Annotated in this window: 14 protein-coding genes and 2 tRNA genes; 9 read left to right on the top strand and 7 right to left on the bottom strand. The window is 71.1% G+C overall.

Going from position 1 to position 14,821, the window contains the following annotated elements; translation table 11 throughout:
• The first annotated feature begins 27 nt into the window (after positions 1 to 27).
• Positions 28 to 102: transfer RNA gene (locus BUB97_RS23145), tRNA-Val, on the top strand.
• A gap of 104 nt (positions 103 to 206) precedes the next feature.
• Positions 207 to 1,229 carry an SAM-dependent methyltransferase gene (locus BUB97_RS23150; RefSeq protein ID WP_073139586.1) on the top strand — a complete coding sequence of 341 codons (1,023 nt, stop codon included), beginning with the start codon at positions 207 to 209 and terminating at the stop codon, positions 1,227 to 1,229.
• Between the two features lie 300 nt (positions 1,230 to 1,529).
• On the opposite strand, the gene BUB97_RS23155 is transcribed toward BUB97_RS23150, so the two are convergent.
• The 4 genes from BUB97_RS23155 to BUB97_RS23170 form a co-directional block, all read right to left on the bottom strand.
• Positions 1,530 to 2,336, bottom strand: a complete 807-nt coding sequence (locus tag BUB97_RS23155) for an aspartate dehydrogenase (protein WP_073139589.1) — start codon at positions 2,334 to 2,336, stop codon at positions 1,530 to 1,532.
• A 12-nt stretch (positions 2,337 to 2,348) separates the two neighbouring features.
• Positions 2,349 to 3,116 (bottom strand): SDR family oxidoreductase, encoded by a 768-nt coding sequence (locus BUB97_RS23160; RefSeq protein ID WP_073139592.1) that lies wholly within the window; start codon positions 3,114 to 3,116, stop codon positions 2,349 to 2,351.
• A 391-nt stretch (positions 3,117 to 3,507) separates the two neighbouring features.
• Positions 3,508 to 3,580 (bottom strand) — tRNA-His (locus tag BUB97_RS23165).
• Positions 3,581 to 3,653: 73 nt separating this feature from the next.
• Positions 3,654 to 4,859, bottom strand: coding sequence for an aminotransferase (locus tag BUB97_RS23170; protein WP_073139595.1), 1,206 nt, complete (start codon positions 4,857 to 4,859; stop codon positions 3,654 to 3,656).
• 314 nt (positions 4,860 to 5,173) lie between these two features.
• On the opposite strand from BUB97_RS23170, the gene BUB97_RS23175 reads away from it, so the two are divergent.
• Positions 5,174 to 5,512: a P-II family nitrogen regulator gene (locus BUB97_RS23175; protein ID WP_073139598.1), complete on the top strand. Its 339-nt coding sequence runs from the start codon at positions 5,174 to 5,176 to the stop codon at positions 5,510 to 5,512.
• 135 nt (positions 5,513 to 5,647) lie between these two features.
• Positions 5,648 to 7,069 carry a type I glutamate--ammonia ligase gene (gene glnA, locus BUB97_RS23180; RefSeq protein WP_073139601.1) on the top strand — a complete coding sequence of 474 codons (1,422 nt, stop codon included), beginning with the start codon at positions 5,648 to 5,650 and terminating at the stop codon, positions 7,067 to 7,069.
• 108 nt (positions 7,070 to 7,177) lie between these two features.
• Here glnA and BUB97_RS23185 read toward each other — a convergent pair whose 3' ends face one another.
• Positions 7,178 to 7,891 (bottom strand): CBS domain-containing protein, encoded by a 714-nt coding sequence (locus tag BUB97_RS23185; RefSeq protein WP_086062496.1) that lies wholly within the window; start codon positions 7,889 to 7,891, stop codon positions 7,178 to 7,180.
• A 153-nt stretch (positions 7,892 to 8,044) separates the two neighbouring features.
• Here BUB97_RS23185 and BUB97_RS23190 point away from each other — a divergent pair, with 153 nt between their 5' ends.
• Positions 8,045 to 8,881, top strand: coding sequence for a universal stress protein (locus BUB97_RS23190; RefSeq protein WP_073139604.1), 837 nt, complete (start codon positions 8,045 to 8,047; stop codon positions 8,879 to 8,881).
• Positions 8,882 to 9,207: 326 nt separating this feature from the next.
• On the opposite strand, the gene BUB97_RS23195 is transcribed toward BUB97_RS23190, so the two are convergent.
• Positions 9,208 to 9,924, bottom strand: a complete 717-nt coding sequence (locus tag BUB97_RS23195) for a CBS domain-containing protein (protein ID WP_086062497.1) — start codon at positions 9,922 to 9,924, stop codon at positions 9,208 to 9,210.
• Positions 9,925 to 10,126: 202 nt separating this feature from the next.
• On the opposite strand from BUB97_RS23195, the gene BUB97_RS23200 reads away from it, so the two are divergent.
• Entirely contained in the window at positions 10,127 to 12,328 is a 2,202-nt protein-coding gene (locus BUB97_RS23200) for a PAS domain S-box protein (RefSeq protein ID WP_217659745.1), read from the top strand.
• A gap of 10 nt (positions 12,329 to 12,338) precedes the next feature.
• Positions 12,339 to 13,049, top strand: coding sequence for a response regulator transcription factor (locus tag BUB97_RS23205; RefSeq protein WP_073139607.1), 711 nt, complete (start codon positions 12,339 to 12,341; stop codon positions 13,047 to 13,049).
• Positions 13,050 to 13,077: 28 nt separating this feature from the next.
• Here BUB97_RS23205 and BUB97_RS23210 read toward each other — a convergent pair whose 3' ends face one another.
• Entirely contained in the window at positions 13,078 to 13,542 is a 465-nt protein-coding gene (locus BUB97_RS23210) for a response regulator transcription factor (RefSeq protein WP_073139610.1), read from the bottom strand.
• 267 nt (positions 13,543 to 13,809) lie between these two features.
• Between BUB97_RS23210 and BUB97_RS23215 the strand changes: the two genes are divergently transcribed.
• Positions 13,810 to 14,511, top strand: a complete 702-nt coding sequence (locus BUB97_RS23215) for a helix-turn-helix domain-containing protein (RefSeq protein ID WP_073139613.1) — start codon at positions 13,810 to 13,812, stop codon at positions 14,509 to 14,511.
• A 78-nt stretch (positions 14,512 to 14,589) separates the two neighbouring features.
• Positions 14,590 to 14,821 (top strand): transposase (locus tag BUB97_RS23220; protein ID WP_408906153.1); only part of this gene is annotated, 232 nt, incomplete at its 3' end.

Consider the following 14,821-nt stretch of genomic DNA (forward strand, 5'->3'; position numbering starts at 1 on the left):
GGAGCCGCGTCGCGGAACCCGGCGGATGGGCGCATAGCTCAGCGGGAGAGCACCACCTTGACACGGTGGGGGTCACAGGTTCAATCCCTGTTGCGCCCACCATCCGCCTGTTATTCCAGCACATTTTTTTGTGAGTATCGCCATCGCAAACCCCCGCGCGCTATGATCGCGGGATGCGAGCGCATTCTCCGACCGGGGCCTGATCCGTGCTGGACAGTCTGGACCCCGATGCATCCCTTCTCCCGCCCGAGGCGGTGATCTGGGCCTTCCGCCTCCTGCTGGGCCGGGAGCCGGGCGATGCCGAGATCGCGTCCCACCGGCGGCACCCATCGCCCGAAGCCCTGCGCCGCGCCCTCGTGCCGGAGGGCTACGCGGCGCCGCTCTGGCTGCTGGCCCCGCCCGAATCGCCCCGCATCCCCTGGCGCCTCGAGCCGCCCAGCCTCGCGCGGCCCGTGAACCAGCTCTGCACCGCAGCCCAGTTCGACGAGCCGGATTACGCGGCCTGGTGCGCCACCATCGGTGAGGCGCCGCGGCCTCACCGCAAGCAGTGGGAATTCTGCTGGATCCTGGCCGCGCTGCGCGCGGCCGACGTCATCCGTCCCGGCGCCCGCGCCCTCGGCTTCGGCGTGGGCACGGAGCCGCTGCCGGCCATGCTGGCTGCCAACGGGGTGGAGGTGGTGGCGACCGACGCGCCGCTGGAGGTGATCGCGGGCGATGGGTGGCAGAGCACCAACGAGCACGCCTCCGACCTCATGGCGCTGTTCCGCCCCGCGCTGATCGACGAAGCCACCTTCCGCGCGCGCGTGACCTTCCGCCCCGTGGACATGAACGCCATCCCCACCGACCTGCGCGGCTTCGACGCCTGCTGGTCCTCCTGCTGCTTCGAGCACCTCGGCGGCATCGCCCAGGGACTGGACTTCGTGGAGAACAGCCTGGAAACGCTCCGCCCCGGCGGCGTGGCCGTGCACACCACCGAGTTCAACCTCGGCTCGAACGAGGCGACCCTCGAAACCCCGGGCCTCTCCTACTTCCGCCGCAAGGACATCGAGGCGCTGCTCGACCGCCTAGCCGCGCGAGGCCACACGGTCTGGCCGCTGAACCTCCACCCCGGCGATTCGCCGCTGGACGCCTATATCGACACGCCGCCCTACGCCCTTCCGCATATCAAGCTGGAGGCGCTGGGGCAGGTGAGCACCTCCATCGGGCTGGTGGTGCAACGCGGGGGCTGATCCCGGCTGCTTCCGGGTTCGCAGCGAGAGGAGGGCTCTGCCCTCCACCCGCCAAGGGCCTGAGGCCCTTGGAACCCCGTCTGACTGCCGTGGATACCCCGGATCAGTGGGTCTCGTGTCGCTCCGCGCCTGTTCTGCCTTTGCAGTCGCCTGAGGTCCTAGACCTCAGGCGCACCGTCAGCCCCGTGATTCCAAACTTCTAGAAAAAGATGATGGGTCGAAGGCACTGCCTTCGACGGGTCCGGGGAGAGGAAGAGTTCCTTCTTCCTCTCCCCGGGAGAGACCGTCAGCCCCGCTCCATCAGCTTCCGACCTTGAGGGTGGAGACGAGCCCGCGGAGGCAGGCGAGCAGCGAGAGGGGGGTGAGCTTGCCGGTGCGGGGGTTGGATTCGCTCGGCACGCCCTCGATGGTCATGGTGAAGCGGGCGGCGGCGGCTTCCACGCGGATGGTGTGGGTGTTGCGGGTCAGGCCCGGCACGGCCCAGATCTCCACCAGCGTGCGTTCCGGGCCGATGCCGGCGAGGGCGAGCGCGGCGGCGACGTTCACATTTGCGGGGAAGCCCTGGGCGGCCTCGAAGGCATTGCCCTTGAAGACGAGGCTGGGCTCGGTGACGGCCGCCAGGTCGATCCCCCGCTCGACGAGATAGGGCGCGCCTTCGAGGCCGCGCGGGGGCTTGCGGGTCTCGATGGTCACGCTTTCCACCGCGCCTTCGGCGGCGGCGCGCACGGCGTCCAGGCCGAGCAGGGCGCCGGTGGGGACGATGATGCGCGCGCCGGTGCGGCGGGCTTCCTCCACCAGATGCATGCGGGGCAGCAGGGCGCCCACCGAGGCCGGGACGAGGATGCGGCCACGGGCGATGGCGGCCGCCGCGATCGTCTCGAACACGGCGGCCGGGGCGCATTCGACGATGATCTCGGCTTCCTCGGCCAGGGCCTCGATCGGGAGGAGGCGGGGCTTGTGGCGGAAGCCGGCAAAGTTGGATTCGGCCTTGGCCTGGTCACGCGCGGAGACGGCCACGAGGCGCAGGCCCTCCACCCCGGCATCGAGGGCGCGGGCGAGGTCGAGCCCGATGGCGCCGAGCCCGGCGATGGCAACGGTCTTCTCCAAGCGAACCTCCTGTCAGGGCACGGGGGACATGCCGCCATCCACGTTGATGGCGGTGCCGGTGACGTAATCGCCGGGCTGGGCGGCGAGCGCCAGGGCCATGGCGGCGAATTCCTCCGGGCGGCCCATGCGGCCCATGGGGATGGGGCGGCCGGCTTCCTCCTTCCATTCCTCGTAGCTCTGGCCGGCGGGGTCGGCGGCGTGGCGGCGGACCCATTGGTCGCTGTCGATCTTGCCGACGAGCAGGGCATTCACGTTGATGCCGAGCGGCGCCCCCTCCCCCGCCAGGACCTTGGTGAGGGCGAGGCCCGCCGCGCGTGAGACCGCGGTGGGCGCGCCGGTGGGCGGCGGCGCCTTCGCGCCGATGTTCAGCACGTTGATGATGCGGCCGAAGCGGCGCTCCGCCATGCCGGGCCAGGCCAGGCGGACGAGGCGGATGGCCGCGAAGAGCTTCAGGTCGAGATCCGCCTGCCATTCGGCGTCCGAGACCGCGGTGAAGGGGCCGCGCTTCGAGGTGCCGGCATTGTTCACCAGGATGTCGATGCCGCCCAGGGCCGATTCGGCGGCGCGGTAGGCGTGGTCGCAGCCCTCGGCGGTGGCGATGTCGGCCCGGATGGGCAGGCTGGCCGGAATGGAGGCCGCGGCGGCGTCCAGCGCCGCCTGGCCCCGGGCGATGATGGCCACGCGGGCGCCGGCCTCGGCGAAGGCGCGGGCGGTGGCGAGGCCGAGGCCCCGCGAGCCGCCGGTGACGAGGGCGCGGCGGCCTTCGAGGGTAAGTTGCATCGTTGTCCTCCGGCAGGCAGTCGCGCCGCCCTTCTCCGAAGGAGGTTCGGGAGCGGCGGGGGCGGGAGTCAATGCAGGGTGGTGGTTTGGGTTCTGGGACTGGCGGTTTGTCCCGGGGAAAGGAAGAAGGAATTCTTCCTCTCCCCGGACCCGTCGAAGGCAGTGCCTTCGACCCATCATCTTCTTCTTCGAGTTGGAGCCACTGGGCTGACGGTGCGCCTGAGGTCGATGACCTCAGGCTGCAAAGGCAGGAAGGACCCGAGACTCCGCCGGTCCGGGGTATTCACGGCAGTCCCATGGGGTTTCAAGGGCCTCAGGCCCTCGACGGGGCGAGGGCAGAGCCCTCACCGGGCGGGAATAGCTTCGCCGAGGAAGGGGGGGGAAAGGGATGGGCGACCTACGGGGCTCGAACCCGTGACATCCACGACCACAACGTGGCGCTCTACCAACTGAGCTAAGGCCGCCATCGAGCCGGCCAGGAAGTCCGGGCCGGCGGCGCGGTTTAGAGGGGACGGGCGGGGCGCGTCAACCCGCGCGTCAGCCGGCGGCGCGCACCCCGGCGGCGCGGGCGGCCTTCCAGGCGGCGAGGCGGGAGAGGGCTTCGTCCAGCACCGCGTCGGCCTTGCAAAAGGCGAAGCGGGCGAAGTGGTTCGGCACCCCCTCCCCCGGCGCGTAGAAGGCGGAGACCGGGATGGCGGTGACCTTCGCTTCCTCGGTGATGTGGCGGCAGAAGGCCACGTCGTCCCCGGAGAAGCCGAGCGGGCGGAAATCGGCGGTCACGAAGTAGGACCCCTGGGTGGGGAGCACGCCGAAGCCGAGGGCGGAGAGGCCGGCCGCAAGGCGGTCGCGCTTGGCCTGGAGGGTGGTGGAGAGGCCCGCGAAGTAGCTGTCCTGGAGGTTCAGGCCGACCGCGACCGCGCGCTGCAGGTTGGGCGGGGTGGTGAAGGTGAGGAGCTGGTGGGCCTTGGCGATGTTGGGGGCGAGCGACTTGTCGGCGGTGATGTAGCCCACCTTCCAACCCGTGAGGCTGAAGGTCTTGCCGGCGCTGCCGATGCGCATGCAGCGCTCCCGCATGCCCGGCAGGGTCATCAGCGGGATATGGGCCCAGCCGTCGAAGGTGAGGTGCTCATACACCTCGTCGCACACCGCATAGGCGCCGTGGCGCTGGAGAAGGTCTGCGATGAAGGCCAGCTCGGCGGCGGTGAAGACCTTGCCGGCGGGGTTCATCGGCGAGTTGAGGAGGATGGCCTTGGTGCGCGGCCCGAAGGCGGCGGCCAGCTCCGCGCGGGGCAGCTCCCATTTCGGGGGGGTGAGGCGCACCAGCTTCGGGATGGCGCCCAGCATCCGCACGACCGGCAGGTAGGTGTCGTAGAGCGGCTCGATCAGGACGCATTCGTCGCCGGGGTCGAGCACGGCCATGAGGCAGGCGGTGATGGCCTCGGTAGCGCCGGAGGTGACGACGACCTCGGAAACCGGGTCGATCTCCAGCCCGTAGAAGCGGCGGTTCGCCTCGGCGACGGCCGTGCGGAGCTCGGGCACGCCGGTGAGGGGCGGGTACTGGTTCCGGTTGTCCAGCAGCGCCTCGGCGGCGGCGCGGACCACCTCCTCCGGCCCTTCGTAGTCCGGGAAGCCCTGGCCGAGATTGATGGCGCCGTGCTGCACCGCGAGCGCCGACATGACGGTGAAGACCGTGGTGCCGGTGGCGGAGAGAAGGGCGTTCTGCGGCTTGAGAGGCGTGGTCATGGTGCGGCGCGGCGGTTCCGGAGGGGCGGGGCCGGCCGGCCGGGGTGCCGGCGGGCGGGGCCCGGGGTGAGCCGCGCATGATGGGGTCAGGGGGCGCCCGGTGCAATCATGCGACGGGGGAATGCCTGGAGATTAGGCAATTTGCCCGGGCGCCGGGCGGGATGGCCGTCGGCCACTGCAAAATCCCGGCGCACCGTCCTTGCCCGCCCGGCACGGGCCGTGCAACGTCCGCCCGCTAGCGTCCCCCCTTGCCGGGGCGCGGCCAAAACGCGGGAGGAGCGGGGTGCCCCCGTGCCCCGCGGGATACGGAGCCGATGAAAAAGATCGAAGCCATCATCAAGCCCTTCAAGCTGGACGAGGTGAAGGACGCGCTGCACGAGATCGGCCTGCAAGGGCTGACCGTGGTCGAGGCCAAGGGCTTCGGGCGTCAGAAGGGCCACACCGAACTCTATCGCGGCGCGGAATACGTCGTGGACTTCCTGCCGAAGGTGAAGATCGAGGTGATCTGCTCCGACGACCTGGCCGAGCGGGCGGTGGAGGCGATCACCGCCGCCGCGCGCACCGGGCGGATCGGCGATGGCAAGATCTTCATCACCGACGTGCAGGACGTGGTGCGGATCCGCACCGGCGAGCGCGGCGAAGAGGCGGTCTGACGGATTTCCCGCCGCGCGCCCCCACGGCCTTGCCGTGGGCTTGCGGCGGGCCGTGGCGGGGCCGAAAAGGCGCCGCGGCGCGGGATGTCACGTCCCACGATGATCAACGCGTTTCAGGGGAACAGGACCCAGTAAATGGCGAACGACAAGGACAGCGTCTCCAAGGTGATGGAGATGATCAAGGAGAACAGCGTCGAGTACGTGGACTTCCGGTTCACGGACCCGAAGGGCAAGTGGCAGCACACCGCCCAGCATGTCTCCACCATCGAGGAAGACACCTTCGCCGAGGGCATCATGTTCGACGGCTCGTCCATCGCCGGCTGGAAGGCGATCAACGAGTCGGACATGATCCTGATGCCGGACACGCTGAATGCCTGCATGGACCCCTTCAGCGCCAAGCCGCAGCTGATCGTCTTCTGCGACATCTATGAGCCCTCCACCGGCCAGCGCTACACGCGCGACCCGCGCGGCACGGCGAAGAAGGCCGAGGAGTACCTGAAGTCCTCCGGCATCGGCGACACCGCCTTCTTCGGCCCCGAGGCCGAGTTCTTCATCTTCGACGACGTGAAGTTCGGCACGGGCGGCAATTACGGCCACTACAAGCTGGAGAGCGGCGAGGGTCCGGGCGCGTCCATGAAGGACTTCCCCGAGGGCAACATGGGCCATCGCCCCGGCGTGAAGGGCGGCTACTTCCCCGTCCCGCCCGTGGACAGCGAGCAGGACCTGCGCGCCGAGATGCTCTCCACCATGATGGAGATGGGCGTGCTGGGCGAGAAGCACCACCATGAGGTGGCGCAGTCGCAGCACGAGCTGGGCACCAAGTTCGGCCCGCTGGTGACCCAGGCCGACCACATGCAGATCTACAAGTACGCGATCCACAACGTGGCCCACAGCTACGGCAAGACCGCGACCTTCATGCCGAAGCCGATCTATGGCGACAACGGCTCGGGCATGCATGTGCACCAGTCCATCTGGAAGGACGGCAAGCCGCTCTTCGCCGGCAACGGCTATGCGGACCTGTCCGACTACGCGCTGTGGTACATCGGCGGCATCATCAAGCACGCCAAGGCGCTGAACGCCTTCACCAACCCCAGCACCAACTCCTACAAGCGCCTGATCCCGGGCTTCGAGGCGCCCGTGCTGCTGGCCTATTCGGCCCGCAACCGCTCCGCCTCCTGCCGCATCCCCTATGCGACGAGCCCGAAGGCCAAGCGCGTGGAGGTCCGCTTCCCGGATCCGACGGCGAACCCCTACCTCGCCTTCGCCGCGATGCTGATGGCCGGCCTCGACGGCATCAAGAACAAGATCCATCCGGGCGAGGCGATGGACAAGGACCTGTACGACCTGCCGCCGGAGGAGCTGAAGGGCATCCCGACGGTCTGCGGCTCGCTGCGCGAGGCGCTGGGCGAGCTTGAGGCCGACCACGAGTTCCTCCTGGCCGGCGACGTGTTCACCAAGGACCAGATCGAGAGCTATGTCGAGCTGAAGTGGCAGGACGTGTACAAGTTCGAGCACACGCCGCACCCAGTCGAGTTCGAGATGTACTACTCCGTCTGATGCGGCTTCGCCGGCATCCTGCGAGGGATGCCGGCGGCACTATCCACATGACGTTTCCGGCCCGGGCCGCGCGATCCTCGCGCGGCCCGGCTTCCGTTCGGAGGCGGCCTACAGGCCCGGCATCAGCACGCCGCCCTGGATGCTCATCTCGTCCTTCACTTCCTTCACCCCCTCGATGCGTTCCGCGAGAACGACCATCGCCTTCCGGATCTCCTCCGAGCGGACCAGACCGTAGAGCCGCACGATGCCGTTCTCGACATGGGCGAAGACGAAGGCGGTGTCGGACCAGGGCTGGCGGGCCCGCTCGTCCTCCAGGGCGCGGAAGATGCGCTCATCTTCCGTCTCGGACTCGCCCCGGACCGCCGGGGGCATGTCGAGCACGGCGCGCAGGAGGTCCGCGCGGGAGACGATGCCCACCAGCCGCCCCTTCCGCAGCACGGGCACGCGCTTGATGTGCTTCTCCTCCAGCAAATGGGCGACATGTGCGGCGGTCGCGTCCTCCTCCACGGCGACGACGTCGGGGGTCATGACCTCGGACACGCGGCGGCCATGGGTGCGGGCGTAGCGCCCGGCCTCGCGGCTCGGATTGGAGATGAGCTGGGCGAGCCAGCCGCGCGGAAGGTCTTCCTCGCCCGCCAGTCGGCGCAGCAGGTCGGCTTCGGACACGATGCCGAGGACATGGCCATGCGTGTCGGTGACCGGCACCGCGGAGAGATGGCGTTCCGCGAGCATGCGCGCGAGCACGGCCACAGGCATGTCGGGCGGGACGGATAGAACATCCGGCGTCATCAGGTCGCGGGCGGTGGGGGTCTTGCTCGTCATGGGTTTCCTCGTTCGGGCAGCCTGGGCCGGGAGGATGCCGTGTGGGTCTGTCCGGAGCGCTGATCCAGGTCAGCGCGCGCGCGTCACGGGGCTGCTTTCCTGCCGCGGATCGGGCCGCCCGCCGGGTGCCCGCGGGCAGATGGAAGCAGCGCCATGCAGGGCTACAAGAGCATCCTGGTTCACGTCACGCCCGAGGAGGCCGCCGGAGCGCGGCTCGCCCTCGCCGCCGATCTGGCGGAGCGGTTCGATTCGCACCTGATCGGGCTCGGCGCGGGCTGCATCAACCTTCCGGTGGACGCGATGGGCGACGGCAGCGCCGCCGCGGCCGTGGTCGAGATCGAGACCGAGGATCTGGTCGCCGCGTTGCGCGGGGCCGAGACGCGCTTCCGCAAGGCGTTGGGCCAGCACGGCGCGAAGGTGGAGTGGCGCTGCTTCCAGGAATTCCCGGCGGGAGCCATCGCGCGGGAGGCGCGTGCGGCGGACCTGGTGGTGCTTGGGCGGGAATGGGCCGGGGGCAGCGCCAATTTCAGCTTGGCCGCCAACCCCGGCGATGTCGTTCTCCGCGCCGGCCGCCCCGTGCTGGTGGTGCCCCCTGGCATCGACCGGCTGGAGGCCTCGCGCGTGGTCATCGCCTGGAAGGACACGCGGGAGGCCAGGCGCGCCGTGCGGGATGCGCTGCCGCTGCTCCAGGGCGCGGAGAGGGTGAGCGTGGTGGAGATCTGCGAGGAGGAGGAGCAGGCGGAGCAGGCGGCGGCGCGCGCGGAGGACGTGGCGCGCTACCTCGTCCGGCACGGCATCGGCGCCCGGGGCAGCGCGCAACGGATGACGGAGCGGAGCGCGGCCGCGCAGATCGAACGCGTGGCGCAGGCGGAGGGGGCGGACCTCATCGTGGCCGGCGGCTATGGGCATGCGCGGCTGCGGGAATGGGTGTTCGGTGGCGTGACGCGCGAGCTGCTGCGCGGCGCCCGGTGCTGCCTGCTGAGCCATTGAGGCCGGGGGCTTCCACCGGGCTTGCCCTGGGCGGGGGTTCATGCCGCCGGTTGTGTTCTGGGCTGTTGGTTTGTCCCGGGGAGGAAGAAGGAATTCTTCCTCCCCGGACCCGTCGAAGGCAGTGCCTTCGACCCATCATCTGTTTCTTCAAGTTGGACGCGTGGGGCTGACGGCGCGAGACCCGGCCGATCATCGGGGCCACGGCGGTCTCACGCAGGTCCAGGAGCCCCCGGCTCCTGGCGGGGTTCGGCGCACGGCCTCGAACCTCCGGAGAGGGCAGCGCCCTCTCCGGAAGCCCGGGCCGGTTGGACCATCCGCGGACGGGATCAGATCACCTCGCCCGGCAGCGGCACGGAGACGACCTCGAGCTTGTCCTCGACGCGCTCCACCCCCTCCACGCGGCTGGCGAGGACGCGCAGGCCCCGGCGCATCTCCTCGGACTTGGCGTAGCCGTGCAGGGTCACGACGCCGTCCTTCACGTCCGCGAAGACATAGAGGCTCTGCGCCCAGGGCTGTTCCCGCATCTCGGCGCGAAGGGCCTGCCGGATGCGCGCGTCGCGGCTATGCTCGGGGGTCCCGACGCGCTCGGGCGGCTCCAGCACGCCAACCAGCAGGTCGGCGCGGGAGACGATGCCGGCCAGCCGGCCCTCGCTCAGCACGGGCAGGCGCTTGATGCCGTGGCGCTCCATGAGCTGGGCGCATTCCTCGGCCGTGGCATCGGGGCCGGCGGTGATGACGGAGGTGGTCATGATGTCGCGCGCCTCCATGCCATGGGTGCGGGCATAGTCCTCCGCCTGGCTCTCGGCATTGCCGAGGAGGCGCCGGAGCCAGCTCACCGCGCGCTCGGCCTTGCCGGCCAGGCGGTGGACGAGGTCGGCCTCGGTCACGATGCCGAGAAGGCGGCCCTCGGCATCCGTGACCGGCACCGCGGAGATGCCGCGTTCAGCCAGGAGCCCGGCCAGGGAGGCGACGGGCATTCCGGGCGGGACCGTGACGACGCCCGTCGTCATCAGATCACGTGCGAGCAGCGAGTCCGTGGTCATGAGCGGTTCCTCTCCCGTTCAAGGCGATGACGGATGCTAGCCGTTCCGAGGGCGGGACGCCTTGCGCTAGATCAGGGCCGCGGCGCCGGGGACGAGGCGCCTTGCGCCGGATCGGGGCCGCGGCCGAGAGGGGGCGAGCGGTTGCCTGGCTTGGCGCCGGCCGGTATCAGCGACGGGTCTTCACGCGGTGGGAGTCCGGGGCATGCGACCCATCACCGGCCCCGGGAATCCGGCCGGCCCGGCCCTGCCCGCGCGGGAGCCGGTGGCCGATGCCGCCTCCCCCACGGGCCCCGGGCTGGGCCTGCCACCACGGCCGCCGCGCCTTCGCTGGCTCATTGCCGCTTCCGTCCTGGTGCCGATCGGGATCCTCGCGCTCGGCGCCTGGGTGGCCTGGGGGCAGGTCTGGGAAGAGGCGCGGGCCGAGGCGGGGGCGACGGCGGGGGCCGCGGCGGAATATGCCGCCCAGCTTCTGGATGGGCCCGTTCCGGACGAGCCGGTCCTGGATGGGCGCGCCGGGGAGATCGGGCGCGGGTTGAGGGCGCTGGCCGAGGGGCGGGGCCAGGTCATCGCCCTGTTCCGCGAGGATGGGACGGTGCTGGCGCGGAGCGCGGGGCTGGAGGCGTGGCCCCCTCCCCTGCCCCCGGGCAGCCCGTTGCGCCGGGCCCTGGACGAGAGGGGAACGGCGAGGACCGGCGATGGGGTCCTCGCCCTGCGGCGGGTCGCGGGCCGGCCGGTGCTGGCGGTGGCGAGCCAGGAGCGCGCGGCCGTGCTGGCGCGCTGGTGCGACCTGATGCTGCGTCAGGCCTCCTTCGGCGCGCCGGCCCTGGCCGTGCTGATGGGGCTGGTGCTCCTCGCGCTGCGGCGCGTGCGGCGGGCGGGGGCGGCGGCGCTGCGGGAGGCGGAGCGGCAATCCCGCGTGCTGCTGGAGGCGGCGCCGGTGGGGATCGCGTTGCTGGACCCGGAGACGCTCCGCTTCGTGGCGGTGAACGGGCAGGCCTGCCGCGAGCTGGGCTATGACGCGGAGGAGCTGCTCCGGCTGCGCCTGCCGGAGGTCGAGGTGACGAGCGGCCTCGGGGAATGGGTGGCCGGGCTGCGTGCCGCGGGCGCGCCGCCGCGGGGCGAGATCCAGGCGCGGCACCGCACGAAGTCGGGCGCGGTGCGGGACATGCTGATCCGCGCCGAGCGGATCACGATGGGGGCGCAGGCGCTTCTCTACACCGCCTGGATCGACATCACCGAGCGGGTGCGCGACCGGCATGCGCTGGCGGAAAGCGAGGCGCAGCTCCGCTCCATCCTCGAGACCGTGCCGGATGCGATGGTGGTGATCGACGAGCGCGGGATCATGATCTCCTTCAGCTCGGCGGCCGAGCGTCTCTTCGGCTGGACGGCGGCGGAGTCGGTGGGGCGCAACGTCTCCATCCTCATGCCCGATCCGGACCGCAGGCAGCATGACGGCTATCTCGCCCGCTACATGGTCACGGGCGAACGGCGGATCATCGGCATCGGGCGGGTGGTGACGGGGCAGCGGCGCGACGGCTCGACCTTCCCCATGGAGCTGACGGTGGGCGAGGTGCATACGGGCGGGCGGCGCCTGTTCACCGGCTTCGTGCGCGACCTGACGGAGCGGCAGGAATCGGAGCGACGGGTGCAGGAGCTGCAATCGGAGCTGCTGCATGTCTCGCGGGTGAGCGCGGCGGGGGAGATGGCCTCAGCGCTCGCGCATGAGCTGAACCAGCCGCTCACCGCCATCGCGAGCTCGGTGAAGGCCGCGCTGCGGATGATGCAGACGGCGGGCGCGAAGGGCGCTGTCCCGCTGCCGGAGCGCGCGGTGGAGGCGATGGAGCGGGCGGTGGGCCAGTCGCTCCGTGCCGGGCAGATCGTGCGGCGGCTGCGCGAATTCGTGGCCAAGGGCGAGGCGGACCGGGAGCTGGAGACGCTGCCCGGGCTGATCGAGGAGGCGAGCGCGCTCGCGCTGGTGGGGGCGCGGCAGCGCGGGGTGCGCGTGGCCTTCGAGATCGCGCCCGGGCTGCCGCCGGTGCTGGTGGACCGCATCCAGCTGCAGCAGGTGCTGCTCAACCTCCTGCGCAACGCCATCGAGGCGATGACGGATGACGAGGGGACGGAGCGGCGCGAGCTGCTCGTCTCCGCGCGCCCGCGCGGGGCCGGCGAGGAGGTGGAGCTGGCGATCGCCGATACCGGGCCGGGGCTGGCCCCGGTGGTGGCCGCGCGGCTGTTCGAGCCCTTCGTCTCGACCAAGCCGGGCGGCATGGGGGTGGGGCTTTCCATCTGCCGGTCGATCATCGAGGCGCATGGGGGGCGGCTCTGGGCGGAACCGAACCCCGGGGGGGGCACCGTGTTCCGCTTCACCTTGCCGGCGGCGCCGCCGGACGAAGCCGTGACCTGAGGGGAAAGACATGACGACGGGACCCGGCGCGCGGAGCGTGGTGCATGTCATCGACGACGACGAGGATGTCCTCTGGTCCGTCGCCACGCTGCTGACCTCCTATGAGCTGGAGGTGGAGACGCATCCCTCGGCGGTCGCCTTCCTGGCCGCCCTGCCCGGCCTGGCCGAGCCGGGCTGCGTGCTGACCGATGTGCGCATGCCGGACATGGACGGGATGGAGCTGTTGCGGCGCCTGCGCGAGGGCGTGTTCCGGCGCCCGGTCATCGTCATGACGGCGCATGGCGATGTTTCCATGGCCGTGCGGGCGATGAAGGACGGCGCCTTCGACTTCATCGAGAAGCCGTTCAGCGACGAGGCGCTCTTCGCCATCGTCAAGGCCGCGCTCGCCCTCCCCCCGCATGAGGAGGCGCCCGCCGGGGAGTTGCCGGCCGAGGGGACGCTGCGCCCAGAGGTGTCGCGGGCGGTGGCGCTGATCGCGACGCTTTCGCCGCGTGAGCGCGAGGTGCTCGACCTGGCGATGGAGGGCAAGCCGAGCAAGATCATCGCGCATGAGCTGGGGATCAGCCCGCGCACGGTGGAGGTGCACCGGCTGCGCCTGATGGCGCGGCTGGGGGTGGGCAGCCTGGCGGAGGCGGTGCGGCTTTCGGTCTGGGCCGACATGGCGGGGCCACGGCCCGCGCCGGAGGGTTCCGGCGAGGCCGGGCCGGAGGAGCCGGCCTAGAGGGCGCCCGGGGGCGCCCCGCCGCCGCTCAAGCCTCCTGGCACGCGCTCCGGGCGTCGGCCCGCAGAGCGCTGCGGACCTGTTGCAGCAGCGCGTCCATGTGGAAGGGGTCGGCGAAGCTCACGCCCGAAGGGGGCGCGCGGCGCGGCCCGGCGGAGCGGAACGCCCGCTTGAGGATGACGGTGGGGATGCGCAGCCCGGCGGCCGCCATGCGCTCGGCCAGGGCGAGGCCGCTGCCGCCCTCGGCCAGGCGCTCCTCGGCGAGGAGGCAGCGGCCGGCGCCGGTCGGGCTGGCCGCGAGGGCGGGCAGCTCGGCCAGGAAGGAGGCGGCGGAGGGGAAGGAGCGGGTGGCGATCTCCTCCGCCTCCAGCAGCAGGACAAGCGAGCGCGCCACCGCCGGGTCGGAGCTGACGACGAGGACGAGGGGCTGCTCGCCCGCGCGATCCACGGGCGCGGGAGCGCCGCCGGCGGAAAGGACGTCATGCGGGGACACGGTCGATCCAGGTCTCCTCGGCCGCGCCGGCATCGTGCTGGGCGGGGTGTTGGGGGGGTGCCGGGGGGCATCGTTGTCTCGGGGCCGCAATCTCGCTCCGCGCCCCTCCGATTGCGATTTGGGACTTCTACTTACGGGGGGGCCGGCCGGTTCCGGGCGGCCGCGGAGGCGGGCTACGTAGATTTGCGTATGGGGTTTTTCCCAAGTTCCGGCCGCCCCGCCCCGGGGGTAACCAGGCTTCACCATGTCTTGAGGTGGAGCCTCCCCATGCAGCTCGTCTCCGCTGTTCCCCACGCTACGCCGACCCCCGCGATCTCCTTTCCGATGCCGGGCTTCGAGGGCGGCGCCGGGCTGGCGGCAGGCCCGATCCAGGGGCGCCGGATGCACTTCGCGCGCGGTGCCGAGATCTATGCCGAGGGCAAGGCGGCCGACCAGCTCTACAAAGTCGTCTCCGGTACGGTGCGCACCTGCCGCCTGCTGCCCGACGGGAGGCGGATGATCGCGCAGTTCGCCCTGGCGGGCGAACTTTTCGGGCTCGACAGCGTCGGCCACCATCGCTTCTTCGCGGAGGCGGTGACCGATGTGGTGGTGATCGCCTTCTCCCGCCGCGACATCAATGCCTGGGTGGAGCGCGAGCGGGCCGCGGCGCAGTCCTGGCAGTCCTATGCGCTGGAGCGGCTGGCGGCGGCGCAGGACCGCTTCATCCTGCTCGGCCGCCGCACCGCGGCGGAGCGCGTGGCGGCCTTCCTGCTCGACCTCGTGGATCGCGGCCTCGGCGCGCACGACGTGGTGGAGCTTCCGATGTCGCGCTACGACATCGCGGACTATCTCGGCCTGACCGCGGAGACGGTGAGCCGCGTACTCAGCACGCTGTGCAAGAACCGCCTGATCGCGAAGCAGGGTTGCCACCACCTCCGCATCCTCGACCGCGAGGCGCTGGAGGAGCAGGCGGACGAGGACGCGCTCTAGCAGGTTGCTGAAGAAGTCGGCCCTCGACGCGATTTGAGGAACATGATTCACCTCCGCAGGGCAACCGCGGGGTTGATGATGCGGGGGACGGACGAGACGAGCGGGTCGCTGTTCAGCTACGTCGATCTTGAGGCGCGCATCCCGGCGCGGCATCCCCTGCGCAAGATCCGGCAGGTGGTGAACGAGGCGCTGGCCAGCCTGGATGCCGATTTCGAGGTGCTTTACACCGACTTCGGCCGCCCCTCGATTGCGCCCGAGCGGCTGATCCGAGCGAGCCTGATCCAGATCCTGTTCTCGGTCCGCTCCGAGC

The organism is Muricoccus roseus (assembly GCF_900141905.1).
GTDB lineage: Bacteria > Pseudomonadota > Alphaproteobacteria > Acetobacterales > Acetobacteraceae > Roseomonas > Roseomonas rosea.